At 57.6% G+C, this 20991-nt stretch carries 17 protein-coding genes; 6 read left to right on the forward strand and 11 right to left on the reverse strand.

The annotated features are described in order from the left end of the window. Positions 1 to 728: 728 nt before the first annotated feature. From HACJB3_RS21215 to HACJB3_RS02800, 6 genes are all read right to left on the reverse strand, one after another. Positions 729 to 944 carry a winged helix-turn-helix transcriptional regulator gene (locus HACJB3_RS21215; RefSeq protein ID WP_081461299.1) on the reverse strand — a complete coding sequence of 72 codons (216 nt, stop codon included), beginning with the start codon at positions 942 to 944 and terminating at the stop codon, positions 729 to 731. Between the two features lie 358 nt (positions 945 to 1302). Next, positions 1303 to 1944: a hypothetical protein gene (locus HACJB3_RS02780; protein ID WP_148258226.1), complete on the reverse strand. Its 642-nt coding sequence runs from the start codon at positions 1942 to 1944 to the stop codon at positions 1303 to 1305. A gap of 183 nt (positions 1945 to 2127) precedes the next feature. Then, positions 2128 to 3798 (reverse strand): right-handed parallel beta-helix repeat-containing protein, encoded by a 1671-nt coding sequence (locus tag HACJB3_RS02785; protein ID WP_008418173.1) that lies wholly within the window; start codon positions 3796 to 3798, stop codon positions 2128 to 2130. 414 nt (positions 3799 to 4212) lie between these two features. After that, a complete protein-coding gene (locus tag HACJB3_RS20455) occupies positions 4213 to 5310 on the reverse strand; it encodes a PGF-CTERM sorting domain-containing protein (protein WP_174264851.1) in 1098 nt (365 codons plus the stop codon). Between the two features lie 361 nt (positions 5311 to 5671). Then, the gene (locus HACJB3_RS02795; RefSeq protein ID WP_238532807.1) at positions 5672 to 7030 is read right to left on the reverse strand and encodes a glycosyltransferase family 39 protein; all 1359 of its coding nucleotides are present in this window, start codon (positions 7028 to 7030) and stop codon (positions 5672 to 5674) included. Between the two features lie 136 nt (positions 7031 to 7166). Next, on the reverse strand, positions 7167 to 8267 hold the full coding sequence (locus HACJB3_RS02800; RefSeq protein WP_013199360.1) for an NAD-dependent epimerase/dehydratase family protein: 1101 nt from the start codon (positions 8265 to 8267) through the stop codon (positions 7167 to 7169). A 142-nt stretch (positions 8268 to 8409) separates the two neighbouring features. Between HACJB3_RS02800 and HACJB3_RS02805 the strand changes: the two genes are divergently transcribed. From HACJB3_RS02805 to HACJB3_RS02820, 4 genes are all read left to right on the forward strand, one after another. Beyond that, entirely contained in the window at positions 8410 to 9237 is an 828-nt protein-coding gene (locus tag HACJB3_RS02805) for a UbiA prenyltransferase family protein (protein WP_008418161.1), read from the forward strand. Beyond that, positions 9234 to 9872 (forward strand): PHP domain-containing protein, encoded by a 639-nt coding sequence (locus HACJB3_RS02810; protein ID WP_008418159.1) that lies wholly within the window; start codon positions 9234 to 9236, stop codon positions 9870 to 9872. Before HACJB3_RS02805 ends, HACJB3_RS02810 begins: the two co-directional genes overlap by 4 nt. After that, a complete protein-coding gene (locus HACJB3_RS02815; protein WP_008418157.1) occupies positions 9869 to 10852 on the forward strand; it encodes a lysylphosphatidylglycerol synthase transmembrane domain-containing protein in 984 nt (327 codons plus the stop codon). Before HACJB3_RS02810 ends, HACJB3_RS02815 begins: the two co-directional genes overlap by 4 nt. Positions 10853 to 11050: 198 nt before the next feature. Further along, positions 11051 to 12505, forward strand: a complete 1455-nt coding sequence (locus HACJB3_RS02820) for an arylsulfotransferase (asst) (RefSeq protein ID WP_049934516.1) — start codon at positions 11051 to 11053, stop codon at positions 12503 to 12505. A gap of 14 nt (positions 12506 to 12519) precedes the next feature. Here the strand turns inward: HACJB3_RS02820 and HACJB3_RS02825 are convergent, their stop codons facing one another. After that, positions 12520 to 13506, reverse strand: a complete 987-nt coding sequence (locus HACJB3_RS02825; RefSeq protein ID WP_008418153.1) for a PLP-dependent cysteine synthase family protein — start codon at positions 13504 to 13506, stop codon at positions 12520 to 12522. A gap of 72 nt (positions 13507 to 13578) precedes the next feature. Further along, complete coding sequence (locus HACJB3_RS02830) at positions 13579 to 15360, reverse strand: sodium:solute symporter family protein (RefSeq protein WP_013199362.1); 1782 nt, start codon at positions 15358 to 15360, stop codon at positions 13579 to 13581. 312 nt (positions 15361 to 15672) lie between these two features. Between HACJB3_RS02830 and HACJB3_RS02835 the strand changes: the two genes are divergently transcribed. Further along, a complete protein-coding gene (locus HACJB3_RS02835) occupies positions 15673 to 16869 on the forward strand; it encodes an MFS transporter (protein ID WP_049934518.1) in 1197 nt (398 codons plus the stop codon). Between the two features lie 123 nt (positions 16870 to 16992). Continuing rightward, a complete protein-coding gene (locus tag HACJB3_RS02840; protein ID WP_008418148.1) occupies positions 16993 to 18144 on the forward strand; it encodes a cobalamin-independent methionine synthase II family protein in 1152 nt (383 codons plus the stop codon). 16 nt (positions 18145 to 18160) lie between these two features. On the opposite strand, the gene HACJB3_RS02845 is transcribed toward HACJB3_RS02840, so the two are convergent. The 3 genes from HACJB3_RS02845 to HACJB3_RS02855 all read right to left on the reverse strand — a co-directional run bounded on the left by HACJB3_RS02845 (position 18161) and on the right by HACJB3_RS02855 (position 20964). Further along, a complete protein-coding gene (locus HACJB3_RS02845; protein ID WP_008418145.1) occupies positions 18161 to 19282 on the reverse strand; it encodes an MBL fold metallo-hydrolase in 1122 nt (373 codons plus the stop codon). A 245-nt stretch (positions 19283 to 19527) separates the two neighbouring features. Then, positions 19528 to 19932 carry a helix-turn-helix domain-containing protein gene (locus tag HACJB3_RS02850; protein ID WP_008418141.1) on the reverse strand — a complete coding sequence of 135 codons (405 nt, stop codon included), beginning with the start codon at positions 19930 to 19932 and terminating at the stop codon, positions 19528 to 19530. 66 nt (positions 19933 to 19998) lie between these two features. Continuing rightward, on the reverse strand, positions 19999 to 20964 hold the full coding sequence (locus HACJB3_RS02855) for a sulfite exporter TauE/SafE family protein (RefSeq protein WP_013199365.1): 966 nt from the start codon (positions 20962 to 20964) through the stop codon (positions 19999 to 20001). Between the last annotated feature and the right edge of the window lie 27 nt (positions 20965 to 20991).

The following is a 20991-nucleotide window of genomic DNA, read 5'->3' on the forward strand; positions in this document are numbered from 1 at the left end:
ATCATATAAATACTAACATCATAATTGCCACAGCAATCGACGAAGCATTAGAGCCTTCTCGCAAATGACCCTGTCCTGTTTACTCTTGGACGTTTGCTGAAGACGAGTCTGTGTCTCGGTTCCTGTTTCGATGACGTACGTTGGAGATACTATTTGTGAAGAAGTAGTCATCCTGTCAGTACTCCATCAGTAGATCTAAAGCAGCTATTGAAGCTGTTGCTTAAAAATCCACACTTGATCTGTAAGCATTATTGATCTGACTATATATTTGCAATCAACTATTTTCGTTTCACCGACCCGTTTGACGCTCCATGCAATTTAAACATGGTTGAACTACGAGCGGCATTCCACATCTTTGGCAGGTTCCATCTGGATACCGCCGACTTGGGCCTTGCATAAACGATTAATATCGGCTATTATATTAAATATGCCGACTGGACTATTTAGTCATATATTTTAAATAACGCAATCAAATTGTTGGTAGGTGTGTCCAGTTTGGTGATCATATCGTATTCACTCAGAACTATCGTACGAGAATCGTAATCAAGAGTGCTGTATCTCATCTATCGTCCTTCTAGAACATTGTACGGTGGTGTTTGATTGGGGGACCTAGCTAGTGACGCTAACTTGATTGTGTAGCAATAGCGAGCCTCTCTCCCTGTGAGATTACAAGCCGATACTCGTGATGGCAATCTCAAGAGGACCTGTCTGAATTCACAACAGAAATTTCATATTTCATGCCAGAGATTACCTGTTTCCCTCGTTTCGGATTCAAGTTCCCCTTGTGCCTCTAATCGACCCAGGCGATATCGCGTTATTTGGGGCGACAGTCCGATTTCGTCAGCAATCTCTGAAGTAGTCGCTCTCGGCATATGTTTTCGGATAGCTGCCAGAATAATCCTGTCTGTTACTATTCGACGCTGATTTCCATTGTTGCCGTTCATAGCATTACTTACAGATAAAAGAATATTAATCTATTTATAAACTAAATTATACTTGAGTCTAAAGTAGCGTTACATCTTATTCTCTCTCATGTGATTATATTCACAAAATCCATTCACTTATTATGACGATAATTAGCAATAACGTGGAAACCAGAATAGGCAGTCAAATCCAAGAATGATCGTTTAAGCTCCACTGTATCGGTAGTGAATCAGTAGCAAAAAGTTCTATCCACAGGTAACGTACTAGATACTTCTCTGCTTTGACGTCCTACACGCAATAAGGGAATGGTGTTGTACCTGTTCAGCGGCTAATAAAAACTCTACCCGAAGAGGGAGTACAGAGGGATAAAACCCTCAACTACGAGTCCGAGGAATCGTCGACAGCACCCGCCTGTTCCATCTGATTGAGAACCCGATTGACGAATTCTTCGTTCGTCATGTCGTCGTCCACGAACTGCTGGAGCCACTCGATGTCCAGGAAGACTGCAACCCGGGTCTCCTTGTTCTCATCGTAGAGCGTGAATTTGATCTCTTCAACCTCTTCGAAGAACTCTTCAGCATCGGCATTGCGAATTGCCTGTTCAAAGCCGGGTGCGAGAGCCTCAAGCTCTTCCGCCAATTCCTCTCGGTCGGTCGTCAGCAGCATGACCCGGACGTCAAGCCTGTGATCTTTGTACTTGAGCTTCTTCAGCTTGATAACGTCACTATCGATCTCGAAGCTGTCTCTATCGAAGCCGGGGATGTCATTGTTGTCTTCTTTCTTGTCGTCCTCCTTCCCGTCGTCTTTCTCGTCTCCATTGTCGTCGTCATGACCGTTGTCGCCGTTATTATCGTCATGACCATCATCGCCGTTGCCACCGTTATCGCCGTTGCCACCGTTATCACCGTTGCCGCCCGTTCCATCATCGTTGTTATCTTCATCATCCTCGTTACCGGTACAGCCGGCGACGAGTGTTGCGATTCCAGCACCACAGCCGAGGAGCATTTTTCGTCTCTCCATGTTTTTTCATTAACCGCTCTATACATAATTGTTTTGGCTTATTATTATCAATCTATTAATATAATAAGGCTAATTTCACATCCGGAATATATCAAATACCCATCTCCTAATAAGCAGCCAAGAAGGAGGATGTCTTATCGGCTAGTAACCCCTCTCACTCCGTCGAATACTCGCGTTACTTTTTCACAGCTCACTGGGATCGACACGTTCCCCATTGAGCATTACCTCGACATTAGAACTCGACTCGAATGCCGTAATGTCGCCAGTAAACTCATACGAATCTGGTTCACGAGTCGTTCGTCCGGATACTACCGAATCATCGACACTATCGTACGAGTTGATAGTTGCGTCGTTAGCAGTCGATTTCTCAACAGTACCGGAGACAGTAAACTCATATCTAGCGAACGTGCCACGGCCACTGATAGTAATGGTCTGCTCCGGCTCTTCACGTGGCTCAAGTACAATCGGTGGCTGACGTCCAGTCGACCCGAGCTCGAGGTCTGGATAAACCTTATCCTCGTACTCAGGGTGCGTTGCAAAGATATCATAGTTTCCGACCGGCAACCCCTCAAAGAGGGCATACGTTCCGAAGTAATCCCCTTCTTCTCGGGTACTGTTTAGATAGGAACCGTCGTAGCGACTCATATCCGTCCCGTCATGTGGTGTGATACCGACAGTTGCTCCTTCAAGATATTCGTCCTCTACACCGGTTTCTCGGACATAAACTCGGAGCTGTGCTCTCTCTGGGCCATCGCGGGGATGCCCAATATCTTCAGCAGGCTCGTCTTCACCGAAGTGATTATCAGATAATATAACATTGTCCCATTCATCACCGCTGGCGTCGTTATCATACTGGACAACAGGCGCTCCTTCGACGTAGCGGTTGTCGTCAGGGTCGGTCGAATTGTAGAACCAGTTGTTCTCAATTGTCGCCCCCTCGTTGGGTGTCCCGCGGATAGCAACACTACGGGCAACATTTCCATTGCGATTTTCGACGTACTCGAACGTGTTGTGGTGGATATCGACTCGATTGCCGCCGGGACTGTGCATCTCGAAACCGAAAATCAGTCCATCGGGTCCCTGAACGTTATATCGTGCCTCATAGTTACAGCCCGACGTTCCGTCCGCGGCAATACTATGACGGTTGCCGTTGAAGTAATTGTACTCAATTAGTGGGTCACCACGGTAGACGATGATGCCATAGCCTAGACCGGACATCATGTTATCATGAATTGAGCAGTGATGAACATGGGCATCGGAACTCATGGAATCCGTAGTATTTCTTCCGACCCCGATACCGGCATGCGTCCAACCGTAGAACTCGCAATTGTCGATCTCACAGCTTCCGTACGCACGCAGGGCGAGTGAGTTGTACTCCCAAGCATCCCCAGCTGGATCATAGTAGCCGACTTCCGAACCCCGAAAGCGGAGGCCGGTGATCCGCACATCGTCATCGTAGATCTGGAGCATCCGAGCTGTACGCTGAGTGCACGTAATGAGGCCACCACTCTTCCCGCCTCTTCCACGACCGCTGGCCAGAGTAATGCCGGCTGGAACCGTGATTCGGCGTCCGGTCAAATCAATTACGGCGTCATCAGCGATATACAGGACGTCACCACTGGCGGCATTATCGAATGCCTCGATCAGTTCATCTGCCGTTGAAATGACAACGTCTGCGTCCGCGGGCGAGACTGTTCGATCGTATCCGTCTCCACCACCGATCTCAGTGTCCGCTAATGAGAAATTCGGTGCTGCACTAGCGCGTCCCATTGATTTCAACCCACCAACCCCACTCATAGCGATAACGCCTGCTTGAAGGTAGGTGCGGCGATTCATGGACATGTCGTCGTTCATGCGACCCATAACCCACACAAGATAGCATAGGATAATATATATGAACAGGATATGAAATGTTATTCTAGCGGTAAGGCTACTTAGCGGGGCAACTAATAGCTGAAAATAACACAATCCGTCCTCCTGGCCAACTGTTTCTTAAAAGTATCCAGATATCCTCGCTCGAGGAAGCACCAGTTAGCTAGTATCTAATAATTCATTTCTAAGCACAGAATTTCATATTCTGTATTCTATAAAGATGAGAGTAGTTAGATAAGGAAGGTACTAGTGGCCTATACAGATAGCCTTTGTATCCGCTCTATCTATAGATGAAGTAACTCCATCCAAAAATAGAATCCTTACTAGAATACTATAAGTAATCGAATCACTACAGCAAACCGGTGGTGGATTTTAATATATGTCTAATATTATTTTTTAGGACTGAAGGAAATCGCGACTATTCCAGACAATGATTACAAGTCCAGTAAAAACGACCAATAAACTGAAGCTCAGCATCCTGGGGATCATTGTCGTATCGTCATCCGACTTTGTACTTTCACTAGGCTTCGTAGTAGTAGCGGATCCTTTGTTACGAGTGTCTGTGGCGCTCCCGTTAGTCTTCTCCTCTATTGTGGTGTTGTCTTCCATACTTTTCTCAGATATGTCCGACCCTGATGAATCGAGTTGAAGGACGATAACGACCTGTCCATGGGAGGCTCCTGGTTGATAGGTCCAGCCCCCACCGGCTTTGTTGTACGACTCCGCAGCAGTGTTCGGATCAATAGCAGAATTCCACGCCTCATGCTCTTGCTGGATATAGCCAACGACGTTGATTTCATCTGCATGCTCTCCGTTGAGCTGTACCTCGCCATATTCGACCGTACTCTCCTCAGAGAGCCCATGGAATTCAAAACAGTGAGAATCAAGATATCCATCGCCTTGAGGCAGCTTGTCACTAGTACCGAACTGGTCTGCATCGAGTGGCCGGTCAGAATATCGTGTTAGTGGGAGGTCCACTGTTATCGGATCTGCGGCTGAGTGCCAATCAAGAGTAGTTCCAGTCGGAATCACGACCGTTGTGTTCGGAACGGTGTCGCCAACGATTGTTTCGCCAGCCTCGTTTTGGAGTGTAATACATATTTTTGCCGATCCGTCACCGAGATACGGACTTCGGTATTCATCACGTGGGTTCTGATAACTAATCCAGCTCCCATCACTGGCTGCTGCCTCAAAATAGGGATCACCTTTTTCCGGTACCGCTTGGACATATCTTTTCCCTGATGATTTGTTTGGCGTATCGGTTCTTGTCTGATTTGCTGATGAATTGAGGTCTTTGATTGTGTCAGAGGATTCATCTGCATTGTCAACGACCAAAGGTCCAGATACAACCCCAGAGCCTGGGACAGCACTAACTGTACCGCAGCTAATCATTATCATAAACGCAATAATAACAATTAACGCGGGATCTTTTGTCACTGATTTTGTTAACATGGATGATAGTATGAACGAGAAATGTGATCTTGCATCCTGCATCTGAGAGCAGGGTCTGAACTGATTACGCTGACTATTCTATTTTTATTTCTATTCCACATATACTGGAAAGATAGCGCAAGATAATATATCTTATGTATAATATAATTATAGTAATATTAAAAATAGACTAGCTTATGATAATAGCGTGACGGAATATTGATAGATGTTCGCTACGGGGTCTGAAACATCACGTGAAGGGAGTCCTCACTATGCATGCAGGATCTCTCGAGGGATGCTGACAAGAATAATTCGGCTCAGCGTACATCTTTCGAAATAGAATCCTTTCCGTTTACCCTTTGTCCACTACTGCTCTTCTAAATGAGTCACAGGGCCAACGCTCCGTTCCTTCATAAAGCCTCGCTCAGCCCTCCGCGACGTATTTCACGATACGAATGTCGTTGTACCCTCTCGTCTCCGCCGGCCGATGAGTTCGTTCGATCGCGTTCTGCATCTCTGCTTCTTGGGCCCGAGTTCCGTGAGAAAAGACGAACCAGACAGTCTCCGAATCCCTGACTTGATCTAGCTGCTCCTCTCGGAGTGTGTTCTCGGATGCCGACGTCACCGTCGCCTCGGAGTCGAAGTAGTAGTCGAACGGGTACTCCAAATCGCCCCGACTGAGGAGGACCAGATCATCCCCGTCAGCACCGCCTGCGACGTACTGGGCGGATTCACGCCACTGTTCGCGTTGATCATCAGCGTACATGGTCGGCAACGGGAACAGACAGACAGACAACACGAGGACCACTGCCATGACCCGGGCCGATGGACGAGGGAGTCTCGAAATCCCTCTTGCAATAAGTATGAACAGGCCGATCGAAGCGGGAATCGTATATCGCTGAACGAAGATCGGGGTGATCGCATAGGTGATGACGATCGGAACCGCGATTGGGATCATAACCCATAAGACAAGGAGAAACGCCGCCCGCGGCTGTGCGGGTCTCTCATCCGCGTGGATGTGGGATGACTCCGCCGATACTTGCCGACCTGGTAGTCGAGAGAACGGAAGTATGGCGACGACACCAAGCATGCCGATAAGCGCGAGGAGTCCGAGATACACCGCCGGAGGCCACTGGAGGATCCGGGAAGTGCCGAAGTACGACAGTGGTGTCGTAACGAGGTACGGAATCGGGGGGATGGATACCCACACCTCGCCCCGACCGGTAAGCACGCGGACCAGAAGGACCCGCACGTACGGGAGAAGGAGAATGCCGACAGTCCCTTGGATCGTTACCCAGCGTACGATCGCTTTCCTGTCCGTCTTCCCCTCAAACAGCACCAGATCGCTGAAGATAAACAACGATTGAGACAAGATGACGAACAAGCCGAACATGTGGGTGTATCCAAGCGCGACCGTGGAGACCACGTAGAGGACGACGTATTCCGTTCTGGCCTCTTCGTTCATCGATTTCAACAGGAAGAGATACGACAGCGACGCGAGGAACGCAAGCAGCGTATACATGCGGGCCTCCTGCGCGTACCAGATATGAAACGCCGACACCGAGAGGAGTCCCGCACTGAGGAGGCCGACATCTCTCGAGTACAGTTCCGAGCCCAGCAGGTAGATCACGACAATGGTGGCGATTCCGAACAAAGCTGACAGTAGCCGGAGGGTCGATTCGCCGTATCCGAACGTCGCCGTCCAGATGTCGAGCACGAGGTAATACAACGGCGGACTGTTGTCCGTCCAAGGGAGTTCGAGCGCGATCGCGGCAAACGACATGGTCTCGACGAAGTGGACCGAATACCCTTCGTCGAGCCAGAGGCTCTCCGCCCCGATTCGAAAGATCCGAAGCAGGGTCCCGATCGCAACGATGATCCCTACTAAGAGGACGTCTCTGCTCGGTCGTCTGCTCATCTCAGAATTTCTTGAAGAGCTCCTTGACGACAGTCAACGCCCCTTGGTCCCAGGCGACCCGATGGTCCTTCCCAGCCTGTGCACCCTTCGCCTCGTAGTTGTTCAGATACCACCGATAGGTATCGACCAAGGCCTCCTGATTGGAGTACTCGGGTTCCCAGCCGAGTCCACGGAGTTTCTCGACCGAGACATACGAGTCCTCGTGGGCCGTCTCGTAGACCCAGGGATACAGCGGCGAGAGATCGAACGCGTTCAACGCCCGCAATGCGAGGACGGTCAGCGTCGCGGGCGTTCCGACGACCCGCTTTCCGGTCCCCGCCTCGTCGATCGGGGCCTGGAAGTCCTCCTTCATCGTCCCGTACTCTTCGGCGCCCACATTGAACGTGTCGTTCACGTCGTCCTCGTCCAGCAGAAACATCAATTCGATCGCCCGGACGAGGTCATCGACGTGCATCAGTTGGTACTGGTTGTTCCCCCATCCCACCAACGGGACGTTAGCCCCGTCCTCGATCCAGTCGAACAGGACCTGGAACACGCCGAGTCGCTGGGGACCGATAAACGTCTTGGGACGCAGGATCGGGACACACATCCCCATTCGTCTGAAGTCCTCACAGATCCGCTCGGCCTCGACCTTCGCGTTGCCGTACGCACCGACCCCGTCCAACGGCGACTCTTCGGTAATCGGATGGGAGTCATGTGTACCGTAGACAGCTGTCGAGGAGATGTAGACTACGCGTTCGACGTCCGCTTCCTTTGCTGCCCATAGGACGGATCTAGTTCCTTCAATGGTCACCTCTCGAATCTCATCGTCGTCCCACAATGGGAGCGCCGCCGCGGTGTGGACGAGTACATCCGCATCGGCGTCCTGAATCGCCTCCTGAAGGGCGTTCTCATTACGGACGTCACCCTCGATGAATCCGATCTCTGCCGTGTCATCGTCCTTGTTGAACGGTTTGAGGTCATAGGCCGTCACGTCCCATCCCCGGTCGGCGAAGTACTGACACGTGTGCAGGCCGAGAAACCCCGTTCCTCCAGTGATCAGGACCGAATCGTACTGTGATTCCGCAGCATCGATGTTATCTATCTCGCTCACTCCCATCATTCAGACAAATCCGCACTTTCATATCTCTGTTTCGCTTCATTGCTGGGTAATGGCGAGTTCACTTCGGACGTCTCCCGCCGTTTCAACCGCAACAGGGTTGATTCGTGAAGCTCGCCCGTTGCAGTGGTACAAACAGGGTGTAATGCTCTTAGGGATCGTTTTCTCGAAAAACCTTTTCGACCTTGAGGCATGGGCTAGCCTCCTCGTCGGGGTCGTTGCCTTTACCGCCGTCGCCGGTACGATGTACGTCTTCAACGATATCAATGACCTCGAGGAGGACCGAAACCACCCTGAAAAACGACATCGGCCTATCGCAAGTGGACAGGTCTCCGTCCCCGTCGCCGCCGGGTTCGCCGTGCTCCTCGCCGTCGGCGGCTTGGGCGCCGCCTACAGTGTTGGCCCCGTTTTTCTCGCGGTGTTAGCCGTCTATGTCGCCCAAAACGTGCTCTACTCCCTCTACTTCAAGCAAGTAGTCTACGTCGACGTTATCCTCGTCGCCCTCGGGTTCGTCCTTCGAGCGATCGCTGGCGTCATCGCTATTGACGTCTTCTTGAGCCCGTGGTTGATCGTGAGCACCTCCCTGCTCGCGTTGGTCTTGGCCCTCGGAAAACGCCGTCACGAACTCGAATCCACGACCGAGCCCCAGGAGACCCGTTCGGTGCTCACCGAGTACGCAAAGAGCGACGTCGATCAGCTGCTCGTCATGACGATGGCGTCACTGCTGATGGCCTACTCGCTATATACATTCTCCCGGACCGATCCGGTGATGATGGTCACGCTTCCGTTCGCCTTCTTTGGGGTTTTTCGCTACCATCACCTCGTCTATACCACCGACATCGCGAGCCAGCCGCAGTACCTCTTTACCGATCGGCCATCAGTCGTGAACCTCATCCTCTGGGCGTGTGTTTCGGTACTTATGCTCTACAACGTTCCCGAGCGAGTACTTGCAGCACTGGGGGTCGTCGGATGAGGGAATATGATCTCCAAGTCCACACCGACGCCTCGCCCTGTTCACGGGCCGCGCCACGAGACGTCGTCGAGGCGGCCTGCAAGGCAGGCCTCGACGGGATCGCGATCACGAACCACGATACGCTCGAGGGATATGCAGCGGTCGACGACCTCGCACCGGCGGAACTAACGGTGATTCCCGGGGTCGAGGTGACGACGACTCAGGGCCATCTCCTCGCGCTCGACGTTCGGGAAGTACCCGCACGTGGGGACCCCCTCACCGTAATCGACCGAGTGCACGATCAAGGTGGTCTTGCGGTCCTCTCCCATCCGTTCGATCGGCTCCGGGAGTACTACACCGACGACCTCGAAGAGATCGTGACCCACGTTGACGGCGTGGAGGTCTGCAACTCGCGGTGTATCGTCCCCCACTACAACCGTCGCGCGCAGACGTTCGCGGTTACACATGACCTGGCCATGACCGGCGGGAGCGATGCGCACTTTCCTATGGAGATCGGCCGAGTCAGGACGATCTGTGACCGTCCGGTCCTCGAGGCGATCCGCGCGAACGGGACCGATACGGCGGGCCGTGGCGGCTACCTCTCAGGCCACGTCGCGACCAAGCTCAACGACCTTCTCGCCTTCATGCACATATGAATGGGACCCTCTCCGCCGCCGGACGCGCCGTTCGCCGACACGGACTCTGGCTCACGGCCCTCCTGACGGTCGGGGTCTTCTTCGCGCTGTTCCTGTTCGGCGACGCGGCCGAGGTCAGTCGGGCGATTATCGCCATCGAGCCGTGGCGGATCGGCGCAGTGATAGTGCTCGCCACGGTGAGCTACGGGATCCGATTCGCGAAATGGGAGTACTTCCTCCGGGAACTGGCCATCACGATTCCGCTCAAGACCAGTCTATTGGCCTTTTTCAGCGGTCTGATGATGGTTGTTACCCCCGGCAAAGCGGGGGAGGTCTGGAAAGCATGGTTCCTCCGGGACCTCCGGGGCGTTCCAGTGAGTCGGACTGCCTCAGTCGTCGGGGCCGAACGCGTCACCGACCTGCTCGCGCTCTCGGCGTTCGCGCTCCTTGGCCTAGTGGTCTACGAGCAATCCTCGACGGTACTGATCGGCGTGCTGGCGGTCTTTCTCGTCGGCATCGGCCTGCTCCAGTGGCGAACGTTCTGTCTCGGGCTTTTAAGCCGGCTCGAACCCCTCCCGATCATCGGACCGTACGCGAACGAGCTCGAAGAGTTCTACGAGAGTGCCTACGCGCTGTTCCAGTTCCGTCCGCTGGCCGTCTCGCTTCTCATTAGCCTGCTCGCCTGGGGACTCGAGGGCGCGGCTCTCTGGATCGTACTCGATGGGTTCAGCACACAGGCAGCCCTGCCGGTAGCGCTGTTCGTGTTCGGTCTCGGTTCGGTCATCGGCGCGGCGAGCCTCCTCCCCGGTGGGTTGGCTGCCACCGAGGCCAGCATGGTTGGGATGCTCGTCGTCCTCGGCTACACCCAGTCCGTCGCCGTCAGCTCGACGCTCCTCATCCGTGTCGGGACACTCTGGTATGGTGCAGTACTTGGCACCGCCGTCTTCGTCACCTACCGCTTCGTCCGCGATCGGGATCAGTCTGCGCACCCGAGCCGATGAACACGCCCCTTCAGAGCAGAGTGCATCCAACGGGACGACACGAGCCTACGTCGACCCGCTGAACCTGCTCCAGACGCACCTGCTGCTCGGAAGACCAATATGAAGGTGAGGAGACGAAAGCACTATTAGACGAACCCCCAATAGCGGCTGTATGACAGTTTGGGGGAGGGTCCAGCTGACGGGGTGGGTGGGGAACCCGTGAGTGACCGTTCAGACTCGGCCGGTAGGCGTGTGCGATCGCTTCTCTCGCGAAACCACCTTCGGATCGCGTTCGTCGTCCTCGTGCTCCTCTCGAGCGTAGTTCTTGCTAACGGAGCAACAGGCGATCACTTGACGACGGCCAGCGAGGAGGACGTCCCACGCGCGCCGGCCACCGATGGCCACACGGTGATCACCGAATCCGGCAAAACCGGAACGATCACCGCCTACGCCCCTGACGGAAGCGTGATCTACTACGATAACTCCCGGACGAAGTACTACGACGTCGATCCGGTCGAGGGCGACCCGATGACCATCGAGTACACCGCGACCGATACGATCAACTCCCAGGGAGTGACCTGTAGCGATCCCCCGTGTTCACTGAACGTTATCGAGCGTGTCGACCTCGAGACCGGCGAGAAGGAGGTCATCTACGAGCGCTACGACGCGAGCGACTACTCCTCCGAATGGCACGACGCCGACCGGATCGACGAGAACCGCATTCTCGTTGGTGACATGGTCGAGGACCGGATGTTCATCGTCAACACCGAAACGGAGATCGTCGAGTGGTCGTGGGACGTCCAGTCCGCCTATCCCATCGAGGGCGGCGGTCCGTTCCCACGTGACTGGGCACATCTCAACGACGTCGAGTACATCGAGAGCGAGGGTGATCCGATGAACGGCACCATGATGGCGAGCTTGCGCAATCAAGACCAGGTCGTGTTCGTCGATCCCGAGGAAGGCCTCCAAGAGAACTGGACGCTCGGATCGGAGAACAACCATGACATCATGTTCGAGCAGCACAACCCCGATTACATTCCCGAGGAGAACGGTGGCCCGGCGATCACCGTTGCCGACTCCGAGAACGCCCGCGTCCAGGAGTTCCAACGAGAGGACGGTGAGTGGACGCGAAGTTGGGAGTGGTCCGATGATCGGATGCAGTGGCCCCGTGACGTCGATCGGCTCCCCGACGGGAACACGCTCATTACCGACACCCACGGCCACCGCGTTATGGAAGTGAATCCCGCCGGCGAGATCGTCTGGGCGGTCGAATCGTCGCGGCCATACGAGGCCGAGCGACTAGAGACCGGTGCGGAAAGCACGAACGGGCAGAGCGCACGGGAACTCGGCCTCGAATCACGAACACCGGGCGATTTCAACGAGGATGATAGCGGGGCGAGCGCCGATAGCGCTGCGAGTGGCTTCGATCCGATCGGGACGCTCGCCGGTCTGTTCGGCGAACTCGCCGCAACCGTTATCTCGTACTTCTCGTTCCGACTCTACAACGCTCTTATCTTCATCACCCCGATCTGGATGGGCAACCCCGAGTTCGGCGCGGCTGGCGTCCTGATCTTGACACTTCTCGTCTGGGGGGTGCTTGAATTTGGGTGGCGTCTCTACGACTCACGACTCACGGTTCGCAATCCCATACAGTGGGGCGGTTCCGGGAAGTAACAAGCTGAGCGTACTCAGCTCCCGTTGAGCACGTCGAAGTACTGATCGCCATTATCACACACCATCGTCAACACGACAGCCTCCGGATCCGTGCTGTACTCATCGGCGACTTCCAGCGCGGCGGCGGAACTCGGTCCGATGAGCAGCCCGTCTCGCGCCTCAGCTCGTGCGCGCTCGAAGGCCGCCTCGTCGGCCACCGCCCGTACGTCGTCGATATACTCGAACCACATCGTCGGAAGCCGTTCGGATTTCCCGAGCCCCTCGACGGCGACGTCGTACTCGACGGGCTCCTCGCCGTGAAAGGCCGTCCAGATGTTCGATTTCTCACCGTCGACGCCGATGACCCGCACCTCGGGGTACTCTTCCTTTACGCGACGAGCGATCCCCGAGACGGTCCCACCCGTCCCCATCGGCGAGACGATGTGAGTCACCTCTCCACCGAGCTGCTCGAGGACTTCCTCGCCGGTCCACTCGTAGTGGACCTGAGGGTTCAACTCGTTTTCGTATTGGTTGAGGAAGGTGCCACCCGTCTTCTCGGCGATCCGTTTGGCCTCCCGATGGTAGTAGTCCTCGTGACCGGACGCGACGTCCGGACACGGCCTCGTACTCGCACCATAGGCCTCCATATATCCCGACTTCTGCCCGCTCGTCCCCTCCGGGAAGGTGATCTCACACTCCAGTCCCAGTCGCGCACACACGAGCGCGACGGCCCCACCCGTGTTACCCGAACTCGCCTCGACTACCGGCCCCTCGCCGTCGATATCGCCGTTCGCCCGCATTGACGAGATCATCCCTAGCGCGACGCGGTCTTTCATCGATCCAGTCGGGTTCTCGTACTCCAGTTTGCAGTAGATCCGTCCGGGCCCGTCCCCGCCGTACTCGACGATCGGTGTCCCCCCTGTCCTCCCCAGTATCGGGTCCTCACACTCCGGGTACGGCGCGATCGTCGGAGCGTCCCTGATCCGGCTGCGATCGGTGGAACCGGCTACCGGTTGCTCCATTGAGGAGGGTATTTACGACGACATTCATCAACCTTCCTGCTATTATAGGGTCGTCTACAGGACCGGGTGAGATCAGTCAGCCGTCGTCTCCTCCTCGTGGGGTGCGTCCTGGCCGCTGCTCGTCGGTCCCTTCGGCCGCCAGATGTAGGTCGAAAACACGACAAAGAGCGTCTCGAGGACTAGCGCACCGATGATTACCCACGTCCAGATCGGCAACCCAAACGCCAACCGGGCGTTCCAGGCTGCCGGTGCATACCACGGCACCATCAGGGCGACGATGATGGTAAGTCCGATCCAGAAGCTCTTGGTTTCGGCCGGCAGGACGTACCTAACATCTCTCTCGTCTTCGGCGTTGGCGACGGCGATCGAGTTGTATTCGAGGATCCGTTTGGCCCGCTCCGTCTCGGCGTCTTGGCCCGAAAGAAAGCTCCCGCCGAGGAATACGGCGGAGTTCGCGATGAGGCCGATGATGCCGGCGTGGAAGCTGTAGACCTCGGGGTTGCCGGTCAGGTAGAGCGCGATCGCCACCGCACAGCCGACGAGCATCCCGGCGATGGCGGGCGTGTTCTTCACTCGATGGGTGTAGAGCCCGAAGACGAACAACGGGGTCGCCTGCAACAAGAACTCGAACTTCAGCTCGGTCCACGTCCAGATTGTCAGCGAGGGTCTGAAGGCGATTCCCAATGCCACTACCAGCGAGAGCGCCAAGAAGACGCGACTGACGTTGATGACCTGACCGTCGGGGGCGTTCGGGTCGATGAACCGCCCGTAGAGGTCCTTTGCGAGAACCATCGAGACGACCATCACCGTCGCCCCGGCCGTCGAGAGCGTCGCCATGATCACGCCCAGCGCGATCAGCGAGGGCAGAAGCGTGCTCCCTTCGAGCTGGACGAACGCACCCAATAAATAGGGGACGACTTGCTCGGACTGGGATTGCGAGAGTCCTGGGAAGACGCCGCTTGCGAACATCCCGATGATCCAGAGCGTGATCGCGGCGAAAAAGAAGACCGGCGCCTGGAGCCGGAAGGTACTCCTGAGGTCCTCTGCGTCGCGGACTCCGAGATAGAACTGCTGGATGTGGATGTACGTCGGCAGCCCGAGCAAGATCAACACGATCGTACTGTACCACCCCCGCATCGTCGCCGTATCCGGAAGCGTCAGCTTCTCGGGTGCCTGCTGCCAGACCGTCTCCATCTGGGCGGTAAACCCGTCGAGCATGCCAATCAACAGCAACATCAACGAGAGCGAAAAGAGCATCAGCGTTCCCTGGACCGCCGCGGTCAGTGCTGTCCCCCTAAACCCACCGAGGCCGACATAGAGGAGAATGACGACCGCGAAGAGAACGATCACGAGTTGGTAGGGTAACACCCCACCGGAGGCGACGTTTCCGAGATACCCCATCGCGAAGAACTGCTCGGTGAACTGGAGGAACGTCCCCCAGAGTAGGAAAAACACGGCCAGAAACGCGACCCGGGAGTCAAACCGATGTTCGAGATAGTCGATCGGGGACGTGTAATCCCATTTCAACCCGAGGTTGATCAACGGCGGCGCAACGATGAGCGAGCCAATCACTGCCGCCACCATGAACTGCGGGTAGACGAGAAACCAAGCCCCCGACCGGTACGTTTCGGCCGCGTAGCCCAGAAACGAATTCCCACTGTACGAATCGGCAAAGATCGTGAGGCCGATGATTAGAAAACCAAGCGACTTGCTCGCAGAGAAGAAGTCATCGACGTCGACCCCGACCCGTCTGTTGTACGAATACCACCCGATGAAGATCATCAGTGCCAGCCCGAGGACGGTCAGGACCGCGATCTCCCAGCCCAGCGAGACCTCTTGGGGCTCTACTTGCATCCCCTCACCCTACCCCGTGTCCGGCCCTCTCTCTCGGTTGGTGTCGACTCTCCCCCGATCGGACTGACCGAATAGACATACAGTACCATGGTAGATAGTTACGATTGTTCATCGAATACCGGCGAAAAAAACTTTGCCACTCCTCAACTATCCGATCCGTCCGCTGGTCACGCCCTCGGGAGGGCCGATTCAGGGATGGGGCCAATCGAAATTGGACTGCCCTCATGCTATCCTGTCGACCGTTTTCCGTCCGTGGAATAACAAGACTGAACAGCGCGACCGCGAACGAGTAGATAGGTGACGGTCCCCTCGATGCGATATCTCTCGACCCTGCGGCAGATGGTGGCGGACCTCCGGAGCGACGGGCGTGGGCGGATGCTTCTGACCATCGCCTTCGGCTGGTTCCTCTCGATCAGCGTCCGGATGATCTACCCGGCGTTGCTTCCCCACCTCCGTGGCGCGTACGACCTCACGCTTACGACCGCCGGCCTCCTGTTGACGGTGCTCTGGGTCGCGTACGCCGCCGGACAGCTCCCCGCGGGAATCCTCGCCGACTGGGCCGGGGAGCGCCTGCTGTTGGTCGCAAGCCCCCTTTTCGCGGCGACGATGCTCGCGCTCGTCGTCTTTGCGAGCTCGCCGTTCGTCCTCTTTTCAGCGACCGCGCTCTTCGGTGTCGGGACGGCGCTGTACGGCGTCTCGCGCTTTACGATCCTCAACGAGATCTATCCCGATCAGCTCGGGACGGCCACCGGCGTGACGCTGGCCGCCGGCGATCTCGGGAACGCGGTGATGCCACCCGCCGCCGGGTTCATCGCGGCGGCGGCAGCCTGGCAGTACGGCTTCGGGTTTGCCGTCCCGCTGTTCGTTCTGGCCGCGGGCGGGCTCTGGGTGACGCTCCCGCGACGGGAGTCCGCACCGACCTCCCTGAGCGAGAGCCTCGCGCTCGACGGCGTCCTCGAAACGCTCACCCGGCCGAGCGTGCTGCGGGGGACCGTCCTGTTGATGTTCTGGAGCGTGATCATGCAGGCGTTCATCGGGTTCTACCCGACGTATCTCATCGACGTGAAGGAGCTCTCGACGACGGTCGCGACCGTCCTGTTTGGCTCCTTTTTCGCACTCGGCATTCTCATGAAGCCGGTCGCGGGCCGGGTCTACGACGACATCGGCGTTCGGCTCCCGTTGCTGGTGATCATGACCACGACCTGCCTGGCCCTCCTTTCGCTCCCCTTCGTCGGGACGCTCTGGCTGTTCGTCCTCGTGACCGTCCTCGCAAGCACCATCCTCGGGTTCGAGACGATCGTAATTTCCGACCTCACCCGGCGTCTCCCGGACGGAACCCAGGGGACGAATCTGGGAGCCCTTCGGACGGTCTACATCGGACTCGGCGCGCTAAGCCCGGTCGCCTTCGGCGCGATCGCAGACCGTGGGTACTTCAACGAGGCGTTCCTCGGCGTCGCCGCCCTCGCCGGCGTGGTCGTTCTCCTCGTCTTCTTCACGATCGAGTACTGACCCGAGCGGCCGTCGCAACGAGCGTCCCTCCCCGACCGTTCTCCAAGGGTTCGCCGTCCGTCCAACGGTTGTCAATACCGTGGGTTATATCTCTTCGAATAACTATTACTCGGACGAAACACGATGGCCAGCCACAACCGGATCCGAACGACGCACATCGGCAGCCTCCCGCGTCCACCCGAACTCCTCGATCTCCTGAAAGCGCGCCAGGACGGCGAACACGTCGACCAAGAGCAGTGGGACGCCACCGTAACGGACGCGACGAGAGCCGTCGTCGAGCGTCAGAACGAGGTCGGGCTCGATCTCATCAACAACGGCGAACAGTCTCGCGTCTCGTTTAACTGGTATGTCGCGGATCGACTCAGCGGCATCGAGGGCAAGCGCGAGCAGGCGCTCTGGGCGGACCTCCAGGAGTTCCCCGACTACGCCGAGGAGACGTTCAAGACCGACGTCATCGACCTCTCGATGCATCCCGTCGTCACCGGCCCCGTCGAGTACACCGGCCACGAGGAGGCCGAAGACGAACTCGCGGCGTTCGAGGACGCGCTGTCGGCCGTCGACACCGACGCCGAGCGGGCGTTCGTGACCGCGGCCTCGCCAAGCGTCGTGACCGCGACCCACGTCGACGACTACTACGGCGACTACGAGGAGTACCTCTTTGCCGTCGCCGAGGCGATGGCCGAGGAGTACGAACTCGTGGCCGAGACGGGCATGACCCTTCAGATCGACGCACCCGAACTCCTCACCGTCGGCCACACGGCGGCCTACGCGGACGAACCCCTCGAGGAGATCAAGGGCGCGACCCGTCTCCACGTCGAGGCGCTCAACGAGGCGCTGTCGGGTATTCCCGAAGAGCAGGTCCGCCTCCACACCTGCTGGGGGAGCTACGAGGGCCCGCACCACCTCGATACGGACCTCGTCGAGATGCTACCGGAGATCTACGAAGCCGACATCTCGGGGCTGAGCGTCGAGCAGGCCAATCCGCGCCATCAACACGAGTACCGCGCGTTCTCGGACCAGCCCCTCCCTGAGGGGTGGACGCTGCTCCCGGGTGTCGTCGACGTCAAGACGAACGTCATCGATCACCCCGAAACGATCGCGGATCGATTGGAACGGGTCGTCGACGCGGTCGACGACGCGACGCCACTGATCGCTGCGCCGGACTGTGGCTTTGGCACGCAGGCCGGCATCGGGATGGTCGACCCCGAGATCGCATGGGCGAAACTCGAGGCGCTCGTCGAGGGCGCCTCGATCGTCGCCGAACGCCGATCGTAAACCGATCCGAACCCCACTAGTTCGCCGCGCAGTTGTTCGGGCCGAGTTCGAGGGATTCAGTATCGCCGTCGGGCTGTTGTTTCCCCCAGTTGATCCGCTTGATTTCGTTGTAGTTCGCGGGCTCGGCGGCGAGACTCTCGACGATCGTCTCGACGAACGACGCCTCGTCGCCGTCCTCGACGTACCCCAGGAGTTCGTTGGTCGCCTCCTCGCGGAGTTTCCCGAGCTCGGTTGCGAGGGGGCGACTCCCGTCGTCGCTGAAGTGACCGGGCAGGACGACCGTTCCGTCGTCCATGGTCGTCAGTCGACCGAGGCTATCGAATAGCTGACCGGCCGCCTCGCGGACCGCGCTCTCGGACCCGTCCTCGAGATCCGGTCGGCCGACGCTACGGAGGAACAGCGTATCCCCCGAGAGGAGCGCGTCGCCGTACTCGAAGGAGACGCTGCCGGGCGTGTGCCCGGGGGTTTCGATTACGTCGAGGGTGCGGGTTCCGACGGAAAGTGATGCCCCGTTCTCGAGTTCCGTGATGCCGTCGAGATCGCCGGCGTCGTCCCCGTGGAGGTAGTACGGGACGTCTAGTTCGCCGGCGAGGCGGCGCGCCCCGGAGACGTGATCGGCGTGTGCGTGTGTGTCCGCGACCGCGACGATCTCGAGGCCGCGTTCGTCGGCCGCGTTCAGATACCGATCGATGTACTGGCTCGGGTCGACGACGATAGCCTCCTCGCTGTCGTACGCTATATGGGAGACACATCCCGTTCCGGGACGCACGATCTGGACGACCCCTTCGACGCTCTCGACGTCGTATTGGCGGTGGACGCGTCCCCACCCGTTCATCCCGTCGTCGACAGACGTCGCGTCGAATCCGTGTTCTCGGAGGAATTCGGCGGCGCGCGCGGACGTGATGCCGGCGACACAGACGACCGCGATCTCCTCGTCGGTCGGCAGTTCGTCGAGACGTGCCTCCAGCGTGGAGTAGTCGTACTCCAGTAGCTCGTCGTAGATCGGGACGTTCGTGCTCCCCGGGATCCGCCACTCTTCGTAGTCGTCCTCGTTTCGCACGTCGAGGACGAAGAGATCCTCGCCTTCTCCCTCGACACGTCGGGCGACCGTCGACGGCGCGAATTTAGTATTGCTCATCACATCCATTACTATGCAATAGACGATATTAAATCCATGGGCGGGGTTCGGCCGATCACGCACTCCGCCGACGACGGACCGATCGTCAGCTATCACTTCCTCTCGGAGGGCGAACGCGGACGGGTCGCTACTTGACCTGTTAGGCCCTCGAAAAGACGTTCTAAGGTGTCCGCGATGGCGATAGGGAACTCGACGGAGAGGGCTGTACGCCGTGGCGCCGTCCTACTGGGGAGACGGTCAACGGGTCAGCTCTCGACGGGGGTCGATCGCTCGGGCGTCTCGGCGTACTTCTTGCCGAACTCGCCGATGAGCTGGCCCATCTTCGCGTACCAGTCGTTGAGCATTCGTTGCATCTCCTGGGTGATCTCGTCGGCGTCCCGCGGGCGATAGACGTGGTAGTAGCCGCCCTGTTCGTAGTTGATCTGCTCTTTCTGGATGAATCCGACCTGTAATAGCCGTTGAACGGCCCGATACGCGGTCGATCGCTCGCGTTCGATCCGGTCTGCGATCTCGTCGACCGTCATCGGCTGGTCGGTCTCGTTCAGTAGCCTGAAGACTTCCTTGTCAATTCCCTTGAGATCGTGGAAACACTCAAGCAGCCCCTCACACTCCATGTCTTGTCGGAGCATCTCGCCCATCGAGTTGGCCATCGGTTATCTATATTATGTGACGGGCGCTCAAAAGCGTTTGCATAGTGTACACAATACTGCCTCTATCTATGACGACACCAGCCGACACCACGATCCTGCCCCGTCGTGACGGAGCGCACAGATCGCAGCGAATACGATCGCCGTGCTGACCAGCACCGTCGCGCCGAAGACGAGTCCAATGCTTACTGTACCGAGTGCTTCGATCCCGAGCCGACCGCCCAGTTCGTTCGCGCCGACCGAGAGGCTGCCCGCGAGCAACATCGCGGCGAAGTAGCCTTTGATAGCGCCCTCGTCGACCAGTTTCGTCGCACCGGCCCCGATCCGCGCGCCGAGAGCACTCCCGGCGAGCAGCGACCCGACGACCGGGAGCGCAACCGAACCGGCCTGTGCGTAGACGAACGCACCGTACGCGCCGGAGACGGTGATCTGAAGGATATCGGTTCCGACGGCGACGGCGGTGGGAACACCCAGCCCGTACACCATCGCCGGCATCAGCAGGAAACCACCCCCGACGCCGAGCAAGCCCGACAGGACGCCGATCGCGCCGCCGACGGCGAGGACGATCCAGACTGAGACCGCGTTCCCGCCGACCAGTGAGACCGTCGGCGGGATGTGGATCGAGTGTACTCGCCCGGCGAGATCGCTGCCCGATTCGTCGACCTCGGTACGGGAATCCCACAGGGTGAACACGCCGACGGCGGCGAGCAGGCCGACGTAGGCGACGCTGATCACGAGATCGGCCGATCCGAGCGCTTCGAGGAGGAAGACGACCCGCTTTCCCAGTTCGATACCGAGTGTCATCCCGACGGTCATCAGTGCGGCGAGCCGGTAGTCCACCTGTCCATGGTCGCGGTGTTTGAGAGCCCCGATGACGCTGGTCCCGAAGACGAACGCGAGTCCGCTCCCGACCGCGACGTTCGCTGGATACTCCAACACCAGCAACGCCGGCGTTACGAGGAACGACCCACCCATCCCGAAGAAACCGAACAGGATCCCGATCAGGAACCCGAACCCGACGAAGAGGGTGATCATCGCCAGACTCAATCCGAACGCGTCCAC

The organism is Halalkalicoccus jeotgali B3, from assembly GCF_000196895.1.
Classification (GTDB): Archaea; Halobacteriota; Halobacteria; order Halobacteriales; family Halalkalicoccaceae; genus Halalkalicoccus; species Halalkalicoccus jeotgali.

Coding starts and splice junctions, on each gene's coding strand:
- HACJB3_RS02800 (WP_013199360.1), bottom strand. CDS start 8,267: ATGATGGGAGTGAGCGAGATAGATAACATCGATGCTGCGGAATCACAG.
- HACJB3_RS02805 (WP_008418161.1), top strand. CDS start 8,410: ATGCTCTTAGGGATCGTTTTCTCGAAAAACCTTTTCGACCTTGAGGCA.
- HACJB3_RS21215 (WP_081461299.1), bottom strand. CDS start 944: ATGAACGGCAACAATGGAAATCAGCGTCGAATAGTAACAGACAGGATT.
- HACJB3_RS02825 (WP_008418153.1), bottom strand. CDS start 13,506: ATGGAGCAACCGGTAGCCGGTTCCACCGATCGCAGCCGGATCAGGGAC.
- HACJB3_RS02835 (WP_049934518.1), top strand. CDS start 15,673: ATGCGATATCTCTCGACCCTGCGGCAGATGGTGGCGGACCTCCGGAGC.
- HACJB3_RS02840 (WP_008418148.1), top strand. CDS start 16,993: ATGGCCAGCCACAACCGGATCCGAACGACGCACATCGGCAGCCTCCCG.
- HACJB3_RS02855 (WP_013199365.1), bottom strand. CDS start 20,964: ATGATCACCCTCTTCGTCGGGTTCGGGTTCCTGATCGGGATCCTGTTC.
- HACJB3_RS02785 (WP_008418173.1), bottom strand. CDS start 3,798: ATGAACGACGACATGTCCATGAATCGCCGCACCTACCTTCAAGCAGGC.
- HACJB3_RS02830 (WP_013199362.1), bottom strand. CDS start 15,360: ATGCAAGTAGAGCCCCAAGAGGTCTCGCTGGGCTGGGAGATCGCGGTC.
- HACJB3_RS02850 (WP_008418141.1), bottom strand. CDS start 19,932: ATGGCCAACTCGATGGGCGAGATGCTCCGACAAGACATGGAGTGTGAG.
- HACJB3_RS02780 (WP_148258226.1), bottom strand. CDS start 1,944: ATGGAGAGACGAAAAATGCTCCTCGGCTGTGGTGCTGGAATCGCAACA.
- HACJB3_RS02795 (WP_238532807.1), bottom strand. CDS start 7,030: ATGTCGTTTGCCGCGATCGCGCTCGAACTCCCTTGGACGGACAACAGT.
- HACJB3_RS02845 (WP_008418145.1), bottom strand. CDS start 19,282: ATGAGCAATACTAAATTCGCGCCGTCGACGGTCGCCCGACGTGTCGAG.
- HACJB3_RS02810 (WP_008418159.1), top strand. CDS start 9,234: ATGAGGGAATATGATCTCCAAGTCCACACCGACGCCTCGCCCTGTTCA.
- HACJB3_RS02815 (WP_008418157.1), top strand. CDS start 9,869: ATGAATGGGACCCTCTCCGCCGCCGGACGCGCCGTTCGCCGACACGGA.
- HACJB3_RS20455 (WP_174264851.1), bottom strand. CDS start 5,310: ATGCAGGATGCAAGATCACATTTCTCGTTCATACTATCATCCATGTTA.